17 protein-coding genes and 2 pseudogenes are annotated in these 22,959 nt (G+C 62.7%); 2 read left to right on the forward strand and 17 right to left on the reverse strand.

The genetic code is table 11. From position 1 onward, the window contains the following. Positions 1-305 precede the first annotated feature (305 nt). Genes I8746_RS01980 through lexA form a run of 4 tightly spaced genes read right to left on the reverse strand, consistent with a single transcriptional unit; the run spans position 306 to position 6,045 of the window. Entirely contained in the window at positions 306-3,386 is a 3,081-nt protein-coding gene (locus I8746_RS01980) for an error-prone DNA polymerase (protein ID WP_221099964.1), read from the reverse strand. Further along, on the reverse strand, positions 3,383-4,801 hold the full coding sequence (locus I8746_RS01985) for a DNA polymerase Y family protein (protein ID WP_012052392.1): 1,419 nt from the start codon (positions 4,799-4,801) through the stop codon (positions 3,383-3,385). Before I8746_RS01985 ends, I8746_RS01980 begins: the two co-directional genes overlap by 4 nt. 6 nt (positions 4,802-4,807) lie before the next feature. Then, positions 4,808-5,428, reverse strand: a complete 621-nt coding sequence (gene imuA / locus I8746_RS01990; RefSeq protein ID WP_004374214.1) for a translesion DNA synthesis-associated protein ImuA — start codon at positions 5,426-5,428, stop codon at positions 4,808-4,810. Then, a complete protein-coding gene (gene lexA / locus I8746_RS01995; protein WP_012052394.1) occupies positions 5,428-6,045 on the reverse strand; it encodes a transcriptional repressor LexA in 618 nt (205 codons plus the stop codon). The genes imuA and lexA overlap by 1 nt, the downstream gene beginning before the upstream one ends. A gap of 91 nt (positions 6,046-6,136) precedes the next feature. Between lexA and I8746_RS02000 the strand changes: the two genes are divergently transcribed. Beyond that, positions 6,137-6,820 carry an HAD family phosphatase gene (locus I8746_RS02000; protein WP_004374207.1) on the forward strand — a complete coding sequence of 228 codons (684 nt, stop codon included), beginning with the start codon at positions 6,137-6,139 and terminating at the stop codon, positions 6,818-6,820. Here I8746_RS02000 and I8746_RS02005 read toward each other — a convergent pair. The 4 genes from I8746_RS02005 to I8746_RS02020 are packed head-to-tail and all read right to left on the reverse strand — an operon-like array spanning position 6,817 to position 11,112. Then, positions 6,817-8,202: an MFS transporter gene (locus I8746_RS02005; RefSeq protein WP_192907419.1), complete on the reverse strand. Its 1,386-nt coding sequence runs from the start codon at positions 8,200-8,202 to the stop codon at positions 6,817-6,819. The two genes, I8746_RS02000 and I8746_RS02005, sit on opposite strands and share 4 nt — an antisense overlap. Positions 8,203-8,246: 44 nt before the next feature. Continuing rightward, the gene (locus tag I8746_RS02010; protein ID WP_004374204.1) at positions 8,247-8,573 is read right to left on the reverse strand and encodes an NIPSNAP family protein; all 327 of its coding nucleotides are present in this window, start codon (positions 8,571-8,573) and stop codon (positions 8,247-8,249) included. Then, a complete protein-coding gene (locus I8746_RS02015) occupies positions 8,573-10,288 on the reverse strand; it encodes an FAD-dependent oxidoreductase (RefSeq protein WP_019751676.1) in 1,716 nt (571 codons plus the stop codon). The genes I8746_RS02010 and I8746_RS02015 overlap by 1 nt, the downstream gene beginning before the upstream one ends. Next, positions 10,285-11,112: an SDR family NAD(P)-dependent oxidoreductase gene (locus I8746_RS02020; protein WP_012052398.1), complete on the reverse strand. Its 828-nt coding sequence runs from the start codon at positions 11,110-11,112 to the stop codon at positions 10,285-10,287. The genes I8746_RS02015 and I8746_RS02020 overlap by 4 nt, the downstream gene beginning before the upstream one ends. 176 nt (positions 11,113-11,288) lie before the next feature. On the opposite strand from I8746_RS02020, the gene I8746_RS02025 reads away from it, so the two are divergent. Beyond that, positions 11,289-12,161: a helix-turn-helix domain-containing protein gene (locus I8746_RS02025; RefSeq protein WP_192907420.1), complete on the forward strand. Its 873-nt coding sequence runs from the start codon at positions 11,289-11,291 to the stop codon at positions 12,159-12,161. A gap of 77 nt (positions 12,162-12,238) precedes the next feature. Here I8746_RS02025 and I8746_RS02030 read toward each other — a convergent pair whose 3' ends face one another. The 9 genes and pseudogenes from I8746_RS02030 to I8746_RS02070 all read right to left on the reverse strand — a co-directional run bounded on the left by I8746_RS02030 (position 12,239) and on the right by I8746_RS02070 (position 22,957). Then, entirely contained in the window at positions 12,239-13,012 is a 774-nt protein-coding gene (locus I8746_RS02030; RefSeq protein ID WP_004576295.1) for an IclR family transcriptional regulator, read from the reverse strand. Positions 13,013-13,076: 64 nt separating this feature from the next. Beyond that, positions 13,077-14,534 carry an amidase gene (locus I8746_RS02035; protein WP_088513225.1) on the reverse strand — a complete coding sequence of 486 codons (1,458 nt, stop codon included), beginning with the start codon at positions 14,532-14,534 and terminating at the stop codon, positions 13,077-13,079. Continuing rightward, entirely contained in the window at positions 14,531-15,841 is a 1,311-nt protein-coding gene (locus I8746_RS02040) for a citrate-proton symporter (RefSeq protein ID WP_098090242.1), read from the reverse strand. Before I8746_RS02040 ends, I8746_RS02035 begins: the two co-directional genes overlap by 4 nt. An 83-nt stretch (positions 15,842-15,924) precedes the next feature. Further along, positions 15,925-17,100 carry a M20 aminoacylase family protein gene (locus tag I8746_RS02045; protein WP_047604857.1) on the reverse strand — a complete coding sequence of 392 codons (1,176 nt, stop codon included), beginning with the start codon at positions 17,098-17,100 and terminating at the stop codon, positions 15,925-15,927. Positions 17,101-17,271: 171 nt separating this feature from the next. Further along, positions 17,272-18,326: pseudogene (locus I8746_RS02050) on the reverse strand (type IV secretion protein Rhs); the annotation flags it as partial. Positions 18,327-18,602: 276 nt separating this feature from the next. Further along, entirely contained in the window at positions 18,603-19,094 is a 492-nt protein-coding gene (locus I8746_RS02055) for an SMI1/KNR4 family protein (protein WP_260681235.1), read from the reverse strand. 10 nt (positions 19,095-19,104) lie between these two features. Beyond that, complete coding sequence (locus I8746_RS27420; RefSeq protein WP_409077990.1) at positions 19,105-19,422, reverse strand: HNH endonuclease; 318 nt, start codon at positions 19,420-19,422, stop codon at positions 19,105-19,107. A gap of 77 nt (positions 19,423-19,499) precedes the next feature. Beyond that, positions 19,500-21,965 (reverse strand): annotated as a pseudogene (locus I8746_RS02065) (RHS repeat-associated core domain-containing protein); the annotation flags it as partial. A 398-nt stretch (positions 21,966-22,363) separates the two neighbouring features. Further along, positions 22,364-22,957, reverse strand: a complete 594-nt coding sequence (locus I8746_RS02070; RefSeq protein ID WP_014756620.1) for a hypothetical protein — start codon at positions 22,955-22,957, stop codon at positions 22,364-22,366. Positions 22,958-22,959: the final 2 nt, after the last annotated feature.

Genomic DNA, 22,959 nt, shown 5'->3' on the forward strand with positions numbered 1-22,959 from the left:
GATAGGGCCGCAAAGCGGCCCCAGCAATCTATGCATGATGCCGAGATCCTGGGGCCGCTGCGCGGCCCTATCGCGACACAAGGCCGCTCCCACAGGGGGGGGCTCAGGCCTAGTGGCAAACGTGGCCGTCGACCAAGGAATAACGCACCGTGGCCAATGAATGGTTGGGGCAGGCTCAAGGTTGCAGGCGGTCAATGTGGGGCATGCCCGCGAACACCGGCAAGGCCGGTGCCCTGCAACGCGGTGGCTGCTTCGCGGGCTCGCCCGCACCCACAGGGAACCACGCAAGTACCGAGCGTTGGGGGTCAGTGAAAATCCCGGCTGCGCACATCCAGCCCTTGCAGCAGCGGACTCACATCCTCCAACCGCCGCGCAATCAGGTGCCGCACCCCATTCTCCTGCTCCAACCGCCCACTGACCTTGAGCAGCTGCGAACCCACCAGCGCCCGTCGCTGCCGTTCGGCCAGCGCACGCCACACCACCACGTTGACCATGCCATGTTCGTCTTCCAAAGTAACGAAGGTCACACCGCTGGCGGTTTGAGGCCGTTGCCGGCCCACCACCAGCCCGGCCACGGCAATGTTGTCGCCATGCTCCACACCCTGCAATTCACTGGAGCTGCGACACCCCAGTGCCCTCAGGCGAGAACGCAACAGCGCCAGTGGATGTGGGCCAAGCGTAGTGCCGAGGGTTTGATAATCGGCCATCAGGTCCTCGCCCACGGTTGGCACGGGCAATTGCACCGGTTCTTCAGGCAAGGCCTGCACATCGGCGAACAACGGCAGCTGCGGCTGCACCGCCGCCACCTGCCAGCGCGCCTGATGCCGATCGCTGGCCAAGGCGCGCAGCGCCCCGCCATCAGCCAGGCGGGCACGGGCCCGTGCGTCCAGGCCGGCGCGCAGGCACAGGTCTTCGACGTTGCGCCACGGCCGCTGCGCCCTCGCCTGCTGCACGCGCCTGGCATCGGTTTCGGCCAGGCCACGTACCAGTCGCAGGCCCATGCGAATGGCCAGGGTGCCTTCAGCATCAGGCTCCAGGGTGCAGTCCCAGTCGCTGTGGCAGACATCAACCGGCCGTACCTCGATACCTTGGCGGCGAGCCTCTTGCAGCAGCTGATCAGGGCTGTAGAAGCCCATCGGCCAACTGTTGACCAACGCACAGGTGAAGATCGCCGGCTCATGGCACTTCAGCCAACTGCTGGCATAGCACAGCAAGGCAAAGCTGGCCGCATGCGACTCAGGGAAGCCATAGCTGCCAAACCCCTTGATCTGCTCGAAGATGCGCTCGGCAAACGCCAGCGTGTAACCATTGCGCAACATGCCCTGCACCAGCCGTTCGCGGTGCGGTTCAAGCCCGCCGTGGCGCTTCCAGGCTGCCATGCTGCGGCGCAACTGGTCGGCCTCGCCCGGGGTATAGTCGGCCGCGACCATCGCCAGCTCCATCACCTGCTCCTGGAACAGCGGCACGCCCAAGGTACGTTCGAACACTTCCTTCAGTTGCGGCGACGGATACGTCACCGGCTCCTGCTTCAGGCGCCGGCGCAGGTACGGGTGGACCATGTCACCCTGAATCGGCCCGGGGCGGACAATGGCGACCTCGATGACCAGGTCGTAGAACTTCTGGGGCCGCAGCCGCGGCAACATGGCCATTTGCGCGCGTGACTCGATCTGGAACACGCCCATGGTCTCGGCACGGCTGATCATGGCGTAGGTGGCCGGGTCTTCGCTGGGGATGGTCGCCAGGGTCAGGTGCCGGCCACGGTGGTGCTGCAGCAGGTCGAAGCAGCGACGCAAGGCGCTGAGCATGCCCAACGCCAGTACGTCGACCTTGAGCAGGCCAACCATGTCCAAGTCATCCTTGTCCCACTGGATCACCGTACGCTCCGGCATCGCGGCATTCTCCACCGGCACCACCTGGTCGAGCGGTTGCTGGGAGATGACAAAACCGCCCGGGTGCTGTGACAGGTGTCGAGGGAAGCCGATCAGTTCGCCGGCCAGCACCAGCACCCGCCGCAGCGAAGGGCTGCCCGCTTCGAAACCGGCCTCAGCCAGGCGCTGGTCATCGGGTATGCGATCGCTCCAGCGGCCACAACATTTGGCCAGGGCATCCACCTGGTCGGCAGGTAGCCCGAGCACCCGCGCCACATCCCGCACCGCACCGGCGGCATGGTAGGTGTTGACTACCGCAGTGAGCGCCGCCCGGTGCCGGCCATAGCGACGGAATACATACTGGATCACCTCCTCGCGCCGGTCGTGTTCGAAGTCCACGTCGATGTCCGGCGGCTCGTTGCGCTCGCGCGACAGGAAGCGCTCGAACAGCAGGTGGTGTTTCATGGGGTCAAGCTCGGTGATGCCCAGCACGAAGCACACCACCGAGTTGGCTGCCGACCCCCGGCCCTGGCATAGGATGCGCTGGCTGCGGGCGAAGGCGACAATGTCGTGCACCGTCAGGAAGTAGCTTTCGTAACCCAGCTCTTCGATCAGCCCCAGTTCCTTGGCAAGCACAGCCCGCACTTTGCCACTCGGCCCGCCTGGCCAGCGCAGCGGCATGCCTTGCTCGCACAGTTCGCGCAGCCAGCTTGCCGGGGTATGCCCCTCGGGCACCAGTTCGCGTGGGTACTGGTAGTTCAGTTCGCTCAGGTCAAACTGGCAGCGCCGGGCGATGACCAAGGTCTCGGCCAGCAGGTCGAGCGGATACAACTCGGCCAGTTGCGCCTGGCTGCGCAGGTGCCGTTCGCCATTGGCAAACAGAAAGCGCCCGGCCTCGCTCACCTGGCAATGCTGGCGGATGGCAGTCATGCAGTCCTGCAAGGCACGGCGACCACGCACGTGCATGTGCACGTCGCCACAGGCCACGGCGCGGATACCCACATCAGCCGCCAGTGCCCGCAACCGTTGCAGGCGCATGGCATCGTCACTGCCCCGGTGCAGGTGCACGGCCAGCCACAGGCGCTCAGCGAAGACACTGCGCAGCCACGCGCCGGTAGCGGTATCGCCACTGTCAGCGGCCACCCACAAGGCCAGCAGGCCTTGGTGGTGCAGCAGCAGGTCATCACGAAACAGCTGGTACGCACCCTTCTCTGCCCGCCGCCGGGCACGGGTGATCAGCGCGCACAGGTTCTGGTAGCCGGTCAGGTTCTCGACCAGCAGCACCAGCTTGGGCCCGTCGCACAATTGCACCTCGCTGCCAACGATCAGCCGCAACTGGTGCACCTTGGCTGCCTGCCAGGCGCGCACGATACCGGCCAGCGTGCATTCGTCAGTGATTGCCAAGGCCTGGTAGCCCTGCTCGCGCGCACGCCGGAACAGCTCGTCGGCGCTCGATGCACCGCGCTGGAAGCTGAAGTTGGAAAGGCAATGCAGCTCGGCATAACCCGGGGTGTTCATGCGAACCAACCCTGCAGCCAAAGCGGGCCGGCCTGGCTCAGGTCGCGGTAGGCCCAGCCGCGCAGGCCGTCACGGGTTTCGATGCGGTAGTAGTCGCGACGCACATCGCCGCCATCCCACCAACCTGATTCGATGCGTTCGGCGTAGCCCTGCACCTGGTAGGCGGCGTCATCCAGCGCGATCGGTGCCGACAACAGCCACCCCGGGCGGCTGCCCGGTGCAACCGGCATGTTGCCTTGGGCACCCTGCTCCGCCAACTGCCAGGCGCATTCGGGGCGGTGATCGGCGGCTGCGCCAAGCCCCTTGACGGCCTCATCCCCCAGGCGGGCGCGCAACCGCTCGCGCAATTGCGCCCAGGGTTGCGCCTGTTGCGCCCGCGGGTCGAACAACGCCTGATGCTGTGGCACAAAGGGTGGCAAGTCTTCGGCAACCAGCCGCAGGTTGCGCACCGGTGCGGGTATGCGCAGCGGCTCAAGGCGCCCACGGGCCAGCTCGAACAGCATCGCAGCATCGCGTTCGGCCGCCAGCAAACCCACCTTGAGCAGGGTATCCGGCCCCTCGGCGTGCTCCAGATGCAGGCAGAAGCGCTGCACGCCACAGTCTCGCCCGGCCAGAAATGCAGCAAGGTCGTTGAGCATGCGCCGCAGCGGGAACAACAGCGCCTGGTGCGACTCGACGTCGAAATTGAGTTCCAGCCGGGTTTCGAAACGGTCCGGTGGCTGGTAGAAATCCAGCCCCAGGTTGCGCAGGCCGAGCAACTGGTCGAGGTGCAGCTGCACCTGGGCCGCAAAGCGCCTGGCCAAGGTATCGCGCGGCAAAGCCAATACCTGGCCCAGCTGGTGCAAGCCCATGCGGGCAAACGCTTCGGCCGCCTCTGCCGGCAGGCCGACGCGCGTGATGGGCATGCCAAGCAGCGCCGCTCGGGTGGCGTCGACATCGCCCACGGCCAGGCCATCGTGGCCATTGGCGAGCATGCGAGCAGCCACCGGGTTGCTGGCCAGGACAATGCGTTGACGCAGGCCCAGATCTGCCAGTTCCTGACGCAGACGTGCCTCGAACAAGGGCCAGGGCCCGAACAGTTGCAGGCTGGAGCCCACTTCCAGCAGCAGCGCCCGAGGGTAATGCAGGCTGACCTGGGCACTGAAGCGGTAGGCCCAGGCCGCCAGCAACTGTTGCACCTGATCGATGCGTTTGGGGTCAGCTTCGACGCAGGTGAAGCCATCGGCCAGGGCACGCGCTGCGGTCAGGGTTTGCCCGGCCCGCAGGCCCAGTGCAGCGGCCGCCGGGTTGACTGCCTGCAACACGCGACGCTGGGTCGGCCCGCCAATCAGCACCAAGGGTGTATCAGGGTCGTCACGCTCCCGCAGGACGGTGTCCAGCGCAAGCTGCGGGAGCAGGATGCAGGCCCAGAGCATGGTGCATCAGCCCCGCCCCGGGCAGGGAATAGGCAGCGCTGGAGGCATGCCACCCCGGCTTTTCAGCACGCGCCATTGCGCCGGGCGCGTGTCGACTGCAATGCGCAGCGCTGCGGGTGAAGGGTTGTGCGACGCCTGCTGCGGCCTGCAGGCGAACGCCAGTGCCTGCCCGGTTTCGGCCGCTACCTGCAAGCGCCGCAGGGCGCGGTCATCGGCACGTTCCGGCCAGCACAGCACCGCCGCGCAACTGCCCGAGCGCAGGCACTGTTCGGCAGCCCAGAGGGCATCGGCAGGCTCGGCATCCACCTGTACCAGCCAGCGCAGGTCCACCCCCGCTGCCTGCCAGGCCGGTGCAAAAGGGATGAAGGGTGGAGCCACCAGCACCACTCTGCTGGCTTCTGCACTCAGCCGGGCCAGGGTTGGCCACAGCAACTGCAATTCGCCACAGCCGGGGTTGGCCAGCAACAGCTCGCTCAGTGCTGCCGCCGGCCAGCCACCTTCCGGCAAACGTTCGTCGAGGGCCGCATGGCCGGTGGGCTGCAGCCCGAGTGGCCGCGCCTGGGCCTGCCGGCCGCGCCATACCCGGCGCTGTTCCAGCAGCCTGTCGAGGTCGACCACGGCGCCCATCAGTCGCGCCTCAGCAAGCCGCAGAACACGCCTTCGATGAAAAAGTCCTGTTCGGGCTGCACATCGATCGGCGCATAGGCCGGGTTACGTGGCAACAGCCGGTAAGTGCCGCCTTGGCGTTGCAGGCGTTTGATGGTCACTTCGCCGTCCAGGCGCGCAACCACGATTTGCCCGTCGCGGGCGTCAGCCTGTTGCAGGATGCCGACCAGGTCACCGTCAAAGATGCCGTCGTCGATCATCGAGTCGCCCCGCACCTTCAGCAGGTAGTCGGGGGTACGGCGGAACAGGCTGGGGTCGAGCAGCAACTGCTCGTGGATGTCCAGGTCCGGGCCGATGGGGGCACCCGCCGCCACCTGGCCCAGCACGGGTATTTCGAGGATTTCTGGCCGGCGCAGCGGTTCGGCCAGGCGTATGCCCCGGGCCTGGTTTGGCGTGACATCGATGTAACCGGCCTGGCACAGGGCGGTGATGTGCTTGCGCGCAACGCTGCGCGAGGCAAAACCGAAGCGCGTGGCGATATCGGCCAGGCTCGGCGGCTGACCATGCTCGGCAATGCGCTCACGGATGAATTCGAAAATGGCGCGGCGTTTGGGGGTAAGAGTGTCCATGGAGCACATTTGTACTCTTTTCGGAGCACGCTGAACAGCCCCCTTCGTCGTCAGCTTTGGTTATGATCCCCTGGCTTGTGTTTTTTCATCTGGATATCCCATGCTGACCGCCCTGCTGTTCGACCTTGACGGTACCCTCACCGACACTGACACCCTGCACCTGCAGGCCTTTCGCCAACTGCTGCGTGAACACGACGGCCGCGAGCTGAGCCAGGCGCAGTTCGACGCCCAGGTCAGCGGCCGCGCCAACGGCGAGCTGTTCGCCGAGCTGTTCAGCGGCGCCAGCGTCGAACAGTGCCAGGCGTTGGCCGACCGCAAGGAAGCGCTGTTCCGCGCAATGTCGCCGTCGCTTGAGCCGATGCCAGGCCTGTTGCGCCTGCTGGAGCATGCCCAGGCCCATGACATCGGCATGTGCGTGGTGACCAACGCACCGCGGCTGAACGCCGAGCACATGCTGAACGCCATGGGCCTGGGCCAGCACTTTGAACATGTGCTGGTGGCCGAAGAACTGGCACGGCCCAAACCGGACCCGCTGCCCTACCTCACCGGCCTGCAGCGGCTGGGTGCCGAGGCCGGGCAAGCGCTGGCCTTCGAGGACTCATTGCCGGGGACGGCGGCAGCCAGTGGCGCGGGGATCTTTACCGTGGGCGTGGCCACGACGCAGACTCCGGAGCGGTTGCTGGCGGCGGGCGCCAGGCTGGTTGTCGACGACTTCAATGATGCGGCGTTGTGGGCGTTGATCGAGCGTATGGCTTCAGACAGGGGCTGTGTTCCCGAAGGCTAGGGAGTGGGAGCCGAACCTGCTGGCGCTGCAGCCGGTGTGCCGGATGTACAACCGGGAACGCTAAGCCGTGACGCAGCATTTCGCCCCTGCAGCCATACCGCCAAAGCCGCCAACCCTGCGGGTAGCAACAACGAAGCGAACACCTGGGCAAAGCTCCAGCCCAGTGCCAGCATCTGTGCCCCGGCAAAGGCACTGAGAATCGCACCCAGGCGCCCGATGCCGCTCATCCAGCTGGCGCCGGTCGCCCGTGCTTCAGTCGGGTAAAAAGCCGCCGCCAGTGCATTCATGCCAACACTTGCCCCATTAAGGCCAAAGCCCACAGCGCTCGCAACCGCACACAACCAGGCGAAGTCCGCAGCGACCTGACCAATTGCAAAAATCACCGCACCACTGAACAGGAAGGTCAGTACCAGCACGCGCTGCGCCGGGTAGCGATCCATGGCCCAACCCACCGAAATCGCGCCCAACGGGCCGCCAATCTGGAAACAGGCGGTGACGATGGCCGCTTCGGCCACCGAAAACCCGCCCCCCTCCTTTACCAGCGTCGGCAACCAGCCGCTGAACAGATAGACCAGGAACAGCGCCAGCACGTACCCACCCCAGAGCATGCAGGTACCAAAGCGATACCGCGCAGAGAGGATAGTGCCGATTGCACCGCCTGCAGCCTGGGCTTTACCGGGCAAGACAAAGTTCGTGTCGGCGTTGACATGCTCAGGTGCCAGGCGACGGACAATGGCCAGAATGCGCTTGCGGTCCGCCCCCTTGCTGACCAGGAACGTCACCGATTCCGGCAGGCGCCAATACAGCAACGGCAGAACCATCAGCGGCAACACCCCACCCAATGCCAAGACACTGCGCCAGCCCAGGTTCGGAATCATCCAGGCGCTGACGAAACCACCTGCCGCCGCGCCCAGGGAGAACCCGCAGAATGCCAGGGTAATGAGCAGCGAGCGGCTGCGTGCCGGGGCATACTCGCTGACCAGGGTGCTGGCATTGGGCATGGCTGCGCCCAGGCCCAGGCCGGTCAGAAAGCGCAACGCGACCAGGGCTTCCAGGTTGGGTGAAAAGGCCGAGGCCAGTGTCCAGAGGCCGAACAGCAGGACGCTGCACAGCAACACCGCCTTGCGCCCGTAACGGTCCGCCAAGGGGCCGGCAATCAAGGCGCCAAGTGCCAGGCCGATCAACGCGGCGCTCAATACCGGGCCCAGACTTTGCGCATCCAGGCCCCAATCGCTTTTCAATTGCGGGGCAATGAAGCCGATGATGGCGACGTCCAGGCCGTCCAGGGCGATGATGAGAAAGCCGAGGAACACCACCCATTTCTGGTAGCGGCCGATGGGTTGCTGGTCGATCAGTTGGCGCACGTCGAGTGTGTTGTTCATAGGTATCACCTGTTGTTGTTGTTATGACGGTGTTTGTCGCAGCCCTAGTGGAAAAGGCTGGGTAAGCGCACAGGCCTTATGATGCGTGTTTCCTGAGCCACCACCAGGTCGCGGGTGGCATGCAGGTACGCGGCAAAGTCCGGGTCGGCATCCCGCGCTGCGCTGCGCTTCTCGAAGTCATCGAGGCTGTCATAGCCCCACAAGTGCACCACCTGGTTCAACGGCCCGATGCTGCTGGTGTAAAACGCCAGGGGTGCACCGAGGTGGCGCAGCAGGATCGGCATCGCCAGCTGGTCGAACGCCTCGAGAAAGGCCGCCATGCCGCGCGGGCGAATGGTGTAGATGCGGTGGTCGACCACAGGCTTGTCCATCACGCCACCTCCCGTGCGTTGCCCGCCGCCAGCCCCTGCTCGACACCCGCCAGATGGCGCCCGGTGATGTAGGCAAAGGTCATGATCGGCCCCAGGGTGATGCCCGCCCCGGGGTAGTTGCCGCCCATGATGCTGGCGCGGTCGTTACCCACCGCATACAGGCCGTCGATGACTTGCCCGTCGGCCGCCAGCACTTCACCGGTCACACGGGTGCGCAGCCCGTCGAAAGTACCCAGATCGCCCATGATCACTTTCACGGCAAAGTACGGTCCCTCGCCAACCGGCGCTACGCACGGGTTGGGTTGTTGCTGCGGGTCGGCCAGGTAGCGATTGAAGCTGGTGCTGCCGCGGCCGAACTGACGGTCTTCGCCGTGGACAGCGCCAAGGTTGTACTCGCGCACAGTCTGCTCCAGCCCTTGCGCATCGATACCGGCCTTGCCCGCCAACTCCGCCAGGGTCTGGCCCTTGAGCAGGTAGCCGTTGCGCAGCAATGGCCCCAGCGGCATCGGCGCAGGCTTGGCAAAGCCCAGCCCGTATTTGGCCAGGGTGCGGCGGTCGCACACCAGCCACATGGCGGTTTCTGCCTGGTCGGAACACGCCTCGATCAGCGCTGCGCCTACGTCGTGGTAGGCATTCGACTCATTGGTGAATCGCTGCCCCGAACGCAGCACGCCGATCACACCCGGCTTGTAGCGGTCGAGCAAGTGCGGAAAGGCAATATGCCGCCCACCACCCACCGGCACCTTCGATACCGGCATCCAGGCTGCAGGTGCCTGCAGGCAGATATCGACCTTTGCTCCCAGCGCCTCGGCCATGCGCGCACCATCGCCGGTGTTGCCCGCTGGCACCGGTGAAAAATGCTCGCCGCCACGCCGTACATGCGGGTAGGCCTGGCGCAGCCGTTGCAGGTCATGGGAGAAACCGCCACAGGCCAGCACCACCCCACGCCGGGCCTCGATGCGCTGCTCGCTGCCGGCCTGCCCGGTCACCGCCCCCACTACCCGCGCCCCTTCGCGCAGCAACTGCCGCGCCGGGGTGCCTGTGAGAATCGGAATGCCCAGGTCCAGTGCCGAGCGTACCAGCCGTGCTGCCAGGGCATTGCCACTGGTGACCTGGGTGCCGCGTCGGTACAAGGCCAGCTCCTTCAAATGGGTCAGCAGGCGTTTGGCCACGTAGGCGAACGAGGTCAACGAACGGGTGACATTGAAGAAGTGTTTGAGGTCGGCATTCGACGAGTTGAACATCATGCCGATGAAGGTAATGGTCTTCAGCGGCGGGCGCAACCGCGCCATGTCGGGCCCCAGACCACGGATGTCGTAAGGTGCGGCCAGTATCGAGCGGCCCACATCGACGCCGCCTTCCACCTGCGGGTGATAATCGGGGTACAGCGTGGGCACGAACTTGACTGCCGTCTCGCGCTCGAAAAACTCAACCATCTGCGGCGCGTAGCGCAAGAATGCCTCCACCCCGGCCGCATCGAAGCAGGCACCGGTTTCGTTGCGCAGGTAGGTCATGGCCGCTGCTTGGCTGTCATTGCCCCCGTGCCGGGTGCCCGGCACCCACAGCACGCCGCCGGAAAACGCCGTGGTGCCGCCGAAGCACGCCTCCTTTTCGATGACGATCACATCCAGGCCAAGCTTTTTCGCCGTGATGGCTGTCGCCAGGCCGCCAGCACCCGCACCGATGACCAGTACATCGCAGCTACGCGTATTCATTGGCCTGCCCCCTCGAAGCCAGGGCGCGGGATCAGTGCCATGGGCATGCTTTCCAGTCCGCCATCCACGGTCAGCTCGGCGCCGTTGATATAGTCGGCGCGGCGGCTGGCCAGAAACAGCACGGCTTCGGCGATGTCTTGCGGCTCACCGATGCGCTGGTTGGCGGTCATGGCGCTACGCCGGCGCGCCACCTGTGGGTCGGCATAGAACGCCGCCGACAATGGCGTGCGGATCAAACCCGGGCATACGGCGTTGCTGCGCACACCGCGCGGCCCCCATTCCACGGCGATCTGCCGCGACAACATGCTGACGCCTGCCTTCGCCGCGCTGTAAGCGCCACTGTTGGGTTGCGGGTAATGGGCTGCAATCGAGGCCACATGCACGATACGGCCCTGGCCGCAGTCCAGCATGGAACGGCCAAAGGCCTGGGCACACAAAAGGTAGCCACTGAGGTTGACCGCCAGCACCTGGTTCCATTGTTCCAGGCTTAGCGTGTCCAGCGCACCGGGGCGCAGCACGCTGGCATTGTTGACCAGTACATCGCAGCGTCCATGCAGCGCCTGTACCTGGGCCGCAGCCTGCTCCACGCTGGCCGGGTCGGCAATGTCGCAGGCCAGGGCACTGACTTCGCCTGCACTGTGTTCCCCCAGGGTGGCCGCCAGTTCGCGGCATTTGTCCAGGTCGCGGTCAAGCAGCACCACGTGGGCCTGCTGCTCCACCAAGGCTGCGGCCAACGCTGCACCAATGCCGCCGGCCGCGCCGGTCACCACGCATACGGCCGACTCCAGGCCTAGCCACTGAGAAAGGATCTTGTTGTTGTGCATGCTGTTCTCCAGAGCGTTGCTTGTTCTGGGCAACAGGCTATGGCCGGCAGGCCCACCGGCAGAATGGACAAAACCTGCAACCAGCCCCACATTCCTGTCAATTTGCCCACTGCGCCCTGAAGCCTGCGTGCAGCTATGGCACAGTAGCGGGTACTGAACAGAACAATTACAACACCATGAACAAGATCCCCAATTACGCCCTGTACGGTGAAACCGCGCAGCCGGTGTGGCACGAAGCCTTGCATGTGGAGCAGATATCCCAGCGCTCTGGCGCGCACAACTGGGAGATTGCCGCACACCGTCACGAAGGCTTGCTGCAGCTGTTGTACCTGCAAAGCGGTGGCGGCGAGGTGCTGTTCGACAGTGACCGGTTTCAGGTTCATGCGCCCTGCGTGGTGTACGTCCCGGCGCAGGTGGTGCATGGATTTCATTGGGCCAGCCAGGTAGAAGGCCAGGTAATCACGGCTGCGCAGCACCCGCTGGATAGCATCGCTCAGGTGCTGGCACCCAACGTTCGGGGGCAACTGCGCAAACCACAGGTAATTGCCCTGCCCCACTGGGCCGCCGATGAAGACCCGTTGTTGCCCCTGTTTCGGGCCCTGCGCGAGGAATACCACAACCGCGCCCGCGAGCATGTGGCCAGCAGCATGGCGCTATTGCTGGCACTGATGATCCATGTCCTGCGCCATGAGCCGTACATGCCCGCAGGTGAGCAGCGCCCAGTATCAAGACGCAGCCAGCAACTGACTACTTTTCGCGAGCTGGTAGACATGCACTACCGCGCGCACTGGCCACTGGCGGAATACGCCGCCGCGTTGGGCATGACCCTGGTGACGTTGGGGCGGTTGTGCCAGGAACACCTGGGCATGACGCCGATGAATGTGATCAATGCCCGACTGGTGCTGGAGGCCAAGCGCATGCTCGGGCATTCGAGCCTGAGCGTGAAAGAGATCGCTCATGAGCTGGGGTTTGCCGATGTGGGGTATTTCAGCCGGTTCTTTCGCAAGCAGGCGGGGGTGAGCCCTAGCGGATTTCGGGAGGGCCAGTAACGCCCGCAGGTTCTGTGGGCGGTACTGGCAATGCACGCGTCTGTGGCTTACCCGCGAAGAAACCCGTGCAGGAAACATCAAACAGCCAAGGCCCGCTGCACTTCCCCCACCGTGGTCGCCAAACTGCTCAGGTGCAGGCTCGACACCCGCTCCACCGGCGCCTGATCCAGCGGCCATTGCAAGGCAATGCTGCCGACCAGGCGCCCTTCGGCATGTACTGGCAAGGCAATGGCGCGGATCAGGAACGGCAGGCGCACCGGGTATTCCCAGTAGCCTTCGGTGCGCTGACCAAAGCCCTTGTGCGCTTGTTCTTCGATATCGCGCAACAACCCGTCGTCACCCAGCCGCTCATGGGCCGCCAGGCGCTGCACTTCGTCCACCGCCAGCTCCCCGAGGCACGCCCGCCCCATCGCCGAATGAAACAGGCTGGCATGCTGCCCAACGATCTGACTGGTGAGCGGATAGCGCTTGCGCAGCACCTGGGGGATGGCGCTTTCCATCACCTCCAGCCGCTGGCCGTCGAAACACGACAGGTCAGCGACCAGCCCGGTGCGCTCACTCAGCTCCAGCAGCATGGGCGCTGCGCTTTCCACCAGGCGCCGCTTGAAACGCAACTGGCGGTCACCGAACAGGCGTCGCGCGCACAGCCGGTAGCGCCGGTCGGCAAGGCCGCGGTACACCCAGCCTTGCGCCTGCAAGGTGGCGATCATGCGCGACACCGTGGCCTTGGGCAGCGCCGTCAGGTAGTGCAGTTCTTCCAGGCCCAACGCCTGGTGTTCGCCCAGCAGGTCGACAATGGCCAGCGCCCGCTCCACCGAACGCACGCCGCCGCTGTCTGCCGTGATGCCCATGGGTATGACCTCCTTGTAGCGGGATGGTCAGGATAGCCAGCAAGATCCGCGCCTGCCCATGCTTTCATGGCGCAAGCAGGCGTTGTGGCGGGCAGCGCGCCACCCAGCGGGTGAGCTGTTCATGGGCATATGCCAACTGCAGCACGGCATGGTCGGCCTGCGCCGGGCCGATGATTTGCAGGCCCATGGGCAACCCGGCGGCATTGAACCCCACCGGCACGCTGATGCTCGGCAAGCCGGCCAAGGTCGGCCCGATCACCACTTCCATCCAGCGGTGGTAGGTGTCCATTGCCCGCCCCCCGACCACCGCCGGCCATGGCTGGCGTGCATCGAAAGGGAACACCTGGGCCGAGGGCAACAGCAGGAAGTCGTAACGCTCGAACAGCTTGCCCATGGCGCGGTACCAGTCGCTGCGGTCCAACGAAGCCTGGTACAGCGCCGCCGCACTCAGCTGCAAGCCACCTTCCACCTCCCACTGTGCTTCGGGCTTGAGCAATGCGCGCTTGCCAGGGTCGGCATAGGCTGCGCCGAGGTTGCCATGCACCAGGAAGTGGCGGTGGGTCAGCCAGCATTGCCACAAGCGCGCCAGGTCGAATGCCGGCTGGCAGGCCTCGACCCGGCAGCCCAGCTCGGCAAAGTCGGCCAGCGCCGACTCGCACAGGCTCATTACCCCGTCATCCATCGGCAGATAGCCGTTGTAGTCGCCCAGCCAGCCCACCCGTACACCGCGAAAATCGCGCGGCAAGCCAACGGTAAAATCGCGCCAGCCTTCGCTTAGCGACAGCGGCGCCCGGGCATCAACACCCGCCTGTATCGACAGCAGCCGCGCCACGTCGACCACACTGCGGCCCATCGGCCCTTCTGTGGCCAGCTGCTGCACGAACAGCTCGGGCGCCGGCCCATGCGGCACGCGGCCCTGCGATGGGCGCAGGCCGAACAGGTTATTGAACGCCGCCGGGTTGCGCAGCGAGCCCATCATGTCGCTGCCGTCGGCCACCGGCAGCAAGCGCATGGCCAGCGCAGCTGCAGCCCCACCGCTGCTGCCACCCGCCACCCGCGACGGGTCGTAGGCGTTGGTGGTGGTGCCAAACAAGGGGTTGTAGCTTTGCGAGCCCAGGCCAAACTCAGGCACATTGCTCTTGCCCATGATCAATGCCCCGCTCGCCCGCACCCGCGCCACGCTGATCGCATCCTGTTCGGGTACCTGCTCGGCAAACAGCGGCGAGCCGAGCGTGGTACGCAGCCCGGCCGTGGCGGCGAGGTCCTTGATTGCCTGCGGCATGCCATGCATCCAGCCGCGCGAATGGCCACAGGCCAGTTCGCGGTCACGCGTCTCGGCCTCGGCCAGCAGCACTTCGGCCGGGCGCAGCGAGACCAGTGCATTGACCTGCCGATTGAAGCGCTCGACATGCCCCAGGTAAGCCTGCATCACCTCCCGGCATGACAACTGGCGGGCATGGATGGCCTGGGACAGTGCCTCGGCATCGAGGGCAACAATGGGGTCGATGGCTAGCGGCTTCACGGTTTTACTCCAAGGTTGAAGGCGGCAGGCTTGACTGCCCGCGGTGCTTCTTTCAGGCAATAGGTGCCCAGCAATGTCAGCAGGCAGGCAAACAGCACGTAGAACGCCGGCGCCACTGGGGTGCCGAGCACCTGGGTGAGCCAGGTCACGATCAACGGGGCAAAGCCACCGAACACCATCACCGCCACGTTGTAGGCCACCGACACGCCGGTGGAACGCACCTGGACCGGGAATTGTTCGGCCAGGGCAGTAGGTGCCGGGCCGAAGAAGCCACCGATGGCCGTGCACAACAGCAGTTGCATGACCAACAGGCGCTCCAGGGAAGGCGCAGCGGCCACCCACACATACAGTGGGTAGACCATCACGAAGAACGCCAGGGTGAAGGCCATCAGCACCGGGCGCCGCCCCAGCCGGTCAGACAGCGCCCCGGACAACGGAATCACGAGGGTCATCAGCCCCACGGCGAGCATCTGCACCAGCAGCACCTGGTCCAGCGGCAGGCCTAGGCTTTTGTGGGCGAAGGTCGGCATGTTCACCAGCACCACGTAGAACGATACCGTCGCGCCGCAGGCCAACCCCATCGACACCAGCAGGCTGCGCCGGTGTTCACGCAGCACCTGCCACAGGCCGGGCGACTGGCCCTTGGCATGGCGACGCGCCTCGACAAACGCCTCAGGCTCCTCCATATGCTTGCGAATCCACAGCCCGACCGGCCCGATCAGCAGGCCCAGCACGAACGGGATGCGCCAGCCCCAGCTGTCCAGCGCCTCAGGCGAGCACAGGTGGGTAACCAACGCCACCATTGCCGCCCCGGAAAACACCGCCAGGCACTGCCCTACCAATTGCCACGAACCATACAGGCCCTTGCGGTGGGCAGGCGCGCTTTCCACCAGAAATGCCGTGGCGCTGGCATATTCACCACCGGTGGCAAAGCCCTGCAGCATGCGCGCCACCACGATCAGCAGCGGCGCAGCCATGCCGATGGCCAGGTAGTCGGGCGCGAAGGCGATCATGGCGATGGACACGGTCATCAGGCGGATGATCATCTGCATGGCCGCCTTGCGGCCCTTGCGGTCGGAATACATGCCCAGCAGCACGCCGCCCACCGGGCGCATGAAAAACCCGACGCCGAAGGTGGCAAGGGCCATCAGCAGCGAGGCGTACGCGTCGTCGGACGGGAAGAACTGCCGGGCGATGATGCTGGCCAGAAAGCCATACACGATAAAGTCATACCATTCCAGGGCGTTGCCAATAACGGCGGCCACCACTTGCCGGGTACGCGACACGCCGGTGCTCGAAGTCTGCATAGGGAACACTCCACACAATGATTGGGTGATCGCCCAGGCGCAGTCGCGCCCGGGTTCCAGCGGCAGTGGTCAAAAAGGGACAATCAGGCAGGTGCCAACCAGCGCTCTGCCAGCGCGCCCCAATAGGCGGCGCCGGTCAGCAGGATGTCGTCGTTGAAGTCGTAGGCCGGGTTGTGCACCATCGGCCGCGATACACCATTGCCGATGAACAGGTAGGCCCCCGGGCAGCGCTGCAGCATCCAGGCGAAGTCTTCGCTGCCCATCAGCTTGCGGGTGTTGCCATCCACAGCCTGGGCGCCCAGCAACTCGACCCCTACTTGGGTGGCAAAGGCGTTTTCAGCGGCATGGTTGACCAGCACCGGGTAGGCCGGGCGGTGCTCGATGCTGGCGCGGCAGCCAAAGCTCTCGGCCTGACTGACGATGATTGCCCGCACTCGCTCAAGGGCCTGCGCCCGCACCTCGGCGTTCAGCGCGCGCAGGCTAAGGCGCAACAGCGCCTGTTGCGGGATCACGTTGGCCGCTTCGCCGGCCTGCAACGCGCCGACGGTGACCACTGCCGCCTCCTGCGCATCGATATTGCGCGCCACCACGGTTTGCAGCGCCATCACCACACTGGCGGCCGCCACCAGCGGGTCGACGGCTAGGTGCGGCATCGAGCCATGGCCACCCAACCCGTCCAGGGTCACCGTCAGCAGGTCTTGCGAAGCCATCATCGGCCCTTCACGAAACCCCAGGTGCCCGGCCGGCAGCCCTGGCATGTTGTGCATGCCGAATAGCGCATCACATGGGAAGCGCTCCAACAGGCCGTCGGCCAGCATCGCCTCGGCACCGCCCTGGCCCTCCTCGGCCGGCTGGAAGATCAGTGTCAGCGTGCCGTCGAACTGCCGGGTGGCCGCCAGGTAGCGCGCGGCGCCAAGCAGCATGGTGGTGTGCCCGTCATGACCACAGGCGTGCATGCAGCCTGGGTGCTGGCTGCTGTATGCCGCACCCGTTGCTTCGTGGATGGGCAGCGCGTCCATGTCGGCGCGCAGGCCCAGCCGGCGGGGGCTGCTGCCGTTGCGCAGCACGCCGACCACGCCGGTCTTGCCGATACCGGTGTGCACTTCATAGCCCCATGCCTCCAGCAGTCGGGCGACCAATGCCGAGGTGCGGCTTTCTTCAAAGCCCAGTTCCGGGTGAGCGTGGATATCGTGACGAATCGCGTGCAGGTCGCTGGCCACGTCGGCGAGCCAGGCCTGGATATGCTGATGTCGGGACATGTGGAGTCTCCTCGCGCGGGTGGTTTCCCGTTCTTGTTGTTCGCCTTCAGGTCACGACAGGTGAGGCAGGTCGTGCTTGGCTCACAGATAAGCGCGAGTGACGCGGGATCACAAACGAATGTGGTTCCGCCCAGCGGAACCAGTCGGGGGGAGAAGCGGAATGGGTGTGGAGCTGGAGTCGTAGGTAAAGCTGTACGTGGCGTTGTTTTCGTTGAACAGTGCGGTCAGGCGGCCTTGTCGTACTCGTAGCGAACCCGCTGGCCCTTGGCATCCTGGCGGCTGCTCGGCAGGCCGCGGGCCGTGCGCATCAGGCGGGTGGTCTGGCCCTTGCCGTCGGTGTGGCTGAGCACCTGACCGTAGACGTTGTAGGTGAAGCTTTCCGTGGTGCCGTCCGGGTGGCTGATGCGCAGCACTTCGCCGTCGGGCTTGCGCGCCAGCGTGGTGGTCTGGTTCAGCGCGTCCGTTACTGCAACTAGGTGCTGGCGTTCGTCATAGCGGTAGTACGTACTCTTGCCCGAGCAGTCCTGGTAGCGCTCGACCTGGGCCAGGGTGTGCCACCACAGGTACTTGGACTTGTAGGTCGCATCGATGATGGTGTGCGGCAGGCCGTCATCGCTGTTCAGGTACTCGGTCATCTGGCCGAGGGCATCGAATTCGGCGAGCAGGTTGCCCTTGTCGTCGTAACGCGCTCGCCAGGTGCTGCCATCCGGGTAGCTGACCTGGGTCACCAGCGTGGTCAGGTGGTGATATTCGTACTGGGTCTTGCGGCCGAGCGGATCGGTTTCTTCGAGCAGGCGGGAGAACTCGTCGTACTTGAATTGCAGGCGGTTACCGTCCGGCAAGGTCAGGCCGACCATGTTGCCGTGTTCGTCCAGCTCGATGGCGTAACACTCGCCGCCATAGTCGCGGCTGGCGACCACGCGGTGGTCGGCGTTGTACTGCACTTCCAGCTCGAGGCCGAGCACGTCGGTGGCCCAGCTGGTGCGGCTATCGAGGTCGTAGCGGAAGTGGTAGTGCTCGCCGTCGCTGGTCCAGTGCTCGACCACACGTGGCTTGTCGCCCAGGGTTTGCCAACGGTAGTGGCAGCCCAGCCCCAGCGCGTTGCTGTGGGTCACCATCAGGCCGTCTGCGTAGCTGAAGCTGCGCACGGTGTCGCCGTTGCGGTTGATCACCGCGCTCAGCTGGCCGTGTTCGTCGTAGCGGTACTGTGTGAGCGTTTCAACGGCCTAGTTGTCGAATTATCGGCTAAAAGAGCAATCTCGCCTGACTGCTGCAGGACGTTCTATTCAGTGTGACTCGTTTACTGGAATGACTGAGGCTAACGCCTCAGCCCTCCGACGTTAAGTTATTAAAGATCCCAGCCACACTAAATCCACTTAGAAAGTATAGCGCCGAAGGTTGAATTAAAGCCAGCATTCACTGACATTCACGCTAAAGCGCTAAAGCGCTAAAGCGCTAAAGCCAGTAAAAGCTTTCAGCCTTCAGGGCAACACCTCACACACTCACTGATCAACTTGATCCTCATGAATCAAGGACCCAATGAACTCATGAAATGAAAACGAAAGAACCCGTTGAGCATTGATGTGATTTAGATGCATATCAATATCGGGCTGAAAAATGTCCACCGCAAAATAAATCACCTTGCCCTCATTTTTATCAAGGCAAATAAAGTTACCCGCCTCATCTACGGCAAATGGCACCAAGTGTGCTGGCAAGACATTCCTGCTCACCATCAACCTGAAACAACCACCTATGTACTTAGTCTCATTCTTGTCTACAGCGCCATCACTAGCAATACTCTTAAAATCTTCAACTCTAATCGGCTCATAATTTTCGTCTTCCGCCCAAAATGCCCGATTAGGCTCACCCCCATTGAAGGTCAGGTATAGCGCCCTAAATTCCGCAGGAAATCTCATACCGATTTCAGACTCAAGTGCATCAATATCAAGCCCTGAAATAGCGACATCAGAATTGAAGAGTTTAAAATCATCCACCATATAGTCCTCAACAAGTTGTAGACGTTATTTTTTGTGGGCGCCCTTTCAGCCACCCCTTGTCCTGCGAGATAGCTACAGCTTCAGGTGTCCCGTAAGATCCAGAAGGCAAACCGAAATGCTTCTCGAATTGTGCCACCGACCCTGTATGGGGCAACGAAGCCTCGTGCGCGGCCTGAGTTACTAACTGCATTGTTCCCTTACCAGTTACAGGATCGAAATCATCCAAATGATGCCAAGTATATTTACCAATCGATTTGACCTGAGCCTTTGACAAACCAGCTTGCTTGTAAGCTTCAGTAAAGTCTCGACCTCGAGACCCTTGCATTTGAATAGATACGATATTTTTTGGTTGCCGGTTACGGGGAACAACTCAGGCGAACCCTCAAAATTCACACTCTTGAAAGATAGCCCCCAAGGATCAATCCATGCAGTGGCATTAGGCGCATATTGGTAAAGATTTACACCGCCACCTAAACCCAATGGATCTTGAGTTACAAAGCGCCCAATATCCGACGCATAATAACGGAAGGTATTATAATGCAGCTCACTCTCAACGTCGAAGTATTGCCCTTGAAATCGAAGGTTCTGCTCGACTTCACTAATATCTAGCTGCTCTAGCATGCCCCACGAGCGGTACGTAGCTTGCCAAACGACTGCGCCATCGCTGTTCGTAAGCTCCAGCGGCGTGCCAATCTGGTCAGTATGGAAGTAATAGACCTTCTGCCCTTCCCCTTCCGCCTGGTCAACTCGCGCCAACGGCGCATAGCTACCCGGCTCGTACAGGTACAAGATGCTGTGCCCAGGAGTTTCCTCCCGCAGCATCCGCAAGCCTTGCCAGAGGAAGCGCTTCTGCTCTACCTCGCCATTCATTTCCGCCTGTTTGGCTATTCGCCTCCCCAAGCTGTCGTACCGGTACTCGCCTTGGCTATCCAGCTTGCCATTGACCAACGTCTCCGCCCGCACCAGCCGGTTCTCGCAGTCATAGCTAAAATGCTGCAGCTTGCTGTGCCCCGAGCGCTTCTCGATCAGGTTGCCCCACGGGTCGTAGCGGTACTCTTGATCCCGCCACTGTTTGATGCGGTTGTCCTTGACCTTGTCAAACTGACGCGCATTGAAGTCCAACCGGTTGGCCGCCGGGTCATAACGAAACTCTTCGCTGCCCACCAGCGAGCCCGTATCACGGCTGCGCAACTGGCCATTGGCTTCATACTCGTACTTGATCTCGCCACGTAGCTTGTCCAGCGTACGCACCAGTTCACCGGCCGGGTCGTACTGGTAACGGCGGTGGATCGGGTTGTAGGCGTGCTCGACCAGCAACGAGGTATTGATGCCGGTGTTGTGCACCTGCGAAAGCTTGTCGGCCGGCAAGGTCGAGGCAAACTGCCAGGCCTTGCGCCCCATGGCGTCATAACCGAAGCAACTGGTGAGCTTGCCCTGCGTGCGGTACACCTCGCGGTGCAGGTCGTCACGCTCCATGTCACTGATGACCTGGCCATCCAGGTTCAGCTGGTGCAGGTGGCCGCTGCCGTAGTACAGGTGATTGACCTTGCGCCCATCCGGCAGGGTCAGCGTGGTCAGGTTGCTGAGCGGGTCGTACTCGTAGCCAAGCGTGCCGTCAGGGGTGATTTCTTTCGTCAGCCGGCCGAGCAGATCGTAGGTGTATTCCAGCTTTTCTTCCGTGATCCCAAGCTGCTTGCCGATCTCGGTTGGTTGCCGCTCGATGCTCAGCAAGCGGTCACCGTCGTCGTATGCGAATGTCTGGCTCGCATCACGATTGATCTTGGCGACCAAGCGGCCAATGGCATCACGCTCGAACAGCGTATGGCGCTCTGGCCGCTCGGCATTCTCGCCATAGCCAATCTCATCCAGTCGTGTGAGATGGCCACCGACGTTGTAGCTGAAACGCCGGGTCAGGTTATCCACCCGCACTTCTTCGCTCAGCCGGTCCGAAGCGTCGTAGGCAAAGCTGTACGTGGCGTTGTTCTCGTTGACCAGCGCGGTCAGGCGAATGGCCTTGTCGTACTCGTAGCGAACCCGCTGGCCCTTGGCATCCTGGCGGCTGCTCGGCAGTCCACGGGCCGTGCGCATCAGGCGGGTGGTCTGGCCCTTGCCGTCGGTGTGGCTGAGCACCTGCCCGTAGACGTTGTAGGTGAAGCTTTCCGTGGTGCCGTCCGGGTGGCTGATACGCAGCACTTCGCCGTCGGGCTTGCGCTCCAGCGTGGTGGTCTGGTTCAGCGCGTCTGTTACCGCGACCAGGTGCTGGTGCTCGTCATAGCGGTAGTACGTGCTCTTGCCCGAGCAGCCCTGGTAGCGCTCGACCTGGGCCAGGGTGTTCCACCACAGGTACTTGGACTTGTAGGTCGCATCGATGATGGTGTGCGGCAGGCCGTCATCGCTGTTCAGGTACTCGGTCATCTGGCCGAGGGCATCGAATTCGGCGAGCAGGTTGCCCTTGTCGTCGTAACGCGCTCGCCAGGTGCTGCCGTCCGGGTAGCTGACCTGGGTCACTAGTGTGGTCAGGTGGTGATATTCGTAGGTGGTCTTGCGGCCCAGCGGATCGGTCTCTTCGAGCAAGCGGGAGAATTCGTCGTACTTGAATTGCAGGCGGTTACCGTCCGGCAAGGTCAGGCCAACCATATTGCCGTGTTCGTCCAGCTCGATGGCGTAACGCTCCCCGCCATAGTCGCGGCTGGCGACCACGCGGTGGTCGGCGTTGTACCGTACTTCCAGCTCGCGGCCGAGCACGTCGGTGGCCCAGCTGGTGCGGCTATCGAGGTCGTAGCGGAAGTGGTAGTGCTCGCCGTCGCTGGTCCAGTGTTCGACCACGCGCGGCTTGTCGCCCAGGGTTTGCCAGCGGTAGTGGCCACCTTCGGTGCAGACCTGTGCCAGTGCTGCCAAAGAGGTGGCGCCCTTCCTATGAAAGACGCAATTTCTGAATTGACGATTTATAGAGACATCGGGGCTTTCGCCCCAAAATACTACCTAACATGTTATTAAAGAACTACGGACTCCTGCAAAATACAATATTAGCAAATTCAAACAAAACCAACCATAGCGACAGACAGCGCTACCCAAGACCTCTCAACTTGATTATTTGATCAGTATATTTTTTGCATTTGGGATTCTACACAATTTAATATATTCCAGCAGGCATTCACGACCAGACATCGCCAATGCAAACTCAATAAGGTTGGTCAACAAAAAACCTTGTGAATATAACACTTCATATTTGAGACACAACAAATAGTCACGCATCAACCCAACAACTAAACCTTGTAGATATACACTTTTGAATCTTTACTGCAAAAATATAAGCCAACCACGTTTTCGCCATTTCGCTCAATAAATATCTCTGTGCTAGGAGCGCTATTGCTAGCATATACAATCATTGATGTTATCCTTGCTGCTTCACACCTATACTCATAGCACCAATATTCACCATCGTCCTCCAGGCGGCATGATATATTTGGTACTCCATTCTCAAATATAACCCCAGACGCCCTAATAGCCTCTCCGTCATCGTCAAAACGGATTGAATAAGTAGATTGCCCCTCCATCTGATATATCTCAGTTTCTATCACTGTCGCGTCCACACCATATATATCAGACCTATAAAAACCATACGGCTCAGAGCAATAGAACTTAAAGCAATTTTTTTTATTCTTTGGCTCAGAGTTGAGAATGGGAGACGGAGTCACCCCGGCTAATTCCAGACCATAAGGCAATATAGAAAAACTTGGCCCCCTAGACCATTTTACTTCTTCACTTATTATGCGCTGCACGGCCGCACTTTCAGAAAGATCCATATCAAGCTTAGATTTTAAAATCTCAACCAAACCTTTAAATTTATCAGGAATCACGA

It is taken from the genome of Pseudomonas sp. USTB-Z (assembly GCF_019691255.1).
GTDB lineage: Bacteria > Pseudomonadota > Gammaproteobacteria > Pseudomonadales > Pseudomonadaceae > Aquipseudomonas > Aquipseudomonas alloputida.

Excerpts from the sequence above, each read along its gene's own strand:
- I8746_RS02015 (WP_019751676.1), bottom strand. The coding sequence starts at position 10,288 with ATGAATACGCGTAGCTGCGATGTACTGGTCATCGGTGCGGGTGCTGGC.
- I8746_RS02030 (WP_004576295.1), bottom strand. The coding sequence starts at position 13,012 with ATGGGCATCACGGCAGACAGCGGCGGCGTGCGTTCGGTGGAGCGGGCG.
- I8746_RS02005 (WP_192907419.1), bottom strand. The coding sequence starts at position 8,202 with ATGAACAACACACTCGACGTGCGCCAACTGATCGACCAGCAACCCATC.
- I8746_RS02040 (WP_098090242.1), bottom strand. The coding sequence starts at position 15,841 with ATGCAGACTTCGAGCACCGGCGTGTCGCGTACCCGGCAAGTGGTGGCC.
- I8746_RS02025 (WP_192907420.1), top strand. The coding sequence starts at position 11,289 with ATGAACAAGATCCCCAATTACGCCCTGTACGGTGAAACCGCGCAGCCG.
- I8746_RS27420 (WP_409077990.1), bottom strand. The coding sequence starts at position 19,422 with ATGCAAGGGTCTCGAGGTCGAGACTTTACTGAAGCTTACAAGCAAGCT.
- I8746_RS01980 (WP_221099964.1), bottom strand. The coding sequence starts at position 3,386 with ATGAACACCCCGGGTTATGCCGAGCTGCATTGCCTTTCCAACTTCAGC.
- lexA (WP_012052394.1), bottom strand. The coding sequence starts at position 6,045 with ATGTGCTCCATGGACACTCTTACCCCCAAACGCCGCGCCATTTTCGAA.
- I8746_RS02045 (WP_047604857.1), bottom strand. The coding sequence starts at position 17,100 with ATGTCCCGACATCAGCATATCCAGGCCTGGCTCGCCGACGTGGCCAGC.
- imuA (WP_004374214.1), bottom strand. The coding sequence starts at position 5,428 with ATGGGCGCCGTGGTCGACCTCGACAGGCTGCTGGAACAGCGCCGGGTA.
- I8746_RS02010 (WP_004374204.1), bottom strand. The coding sequence starts at position 8,573 with ATGGACAAGCCTGTGGTCGACCACCGCATCTACACCATTCGCCCGCGC.
- I8746_RS02020 (WP_012052398.1), bottom strand. The coding sequence starts at position 11,112 with ATGCACAACAACAAGATCCTTTCTCAGTGGCTAGGCCTGGAGTCGGCC.
- I8746_RS02000 (WP_004374207.1), top strand. The coding sequence starts at position 6,137 with ATGCTGACCGCCCTGCTGTTCGACCTTGACGGTACCCTCACCGACACT.
- I8746_RS01985 (WP_012052392.1), bottom strand. The coding sequence starts at position 4,801 with ATGCTCTGGGCCTGCATCCTGCTCCCGCAGCTTGCGCTGGACACCGTC.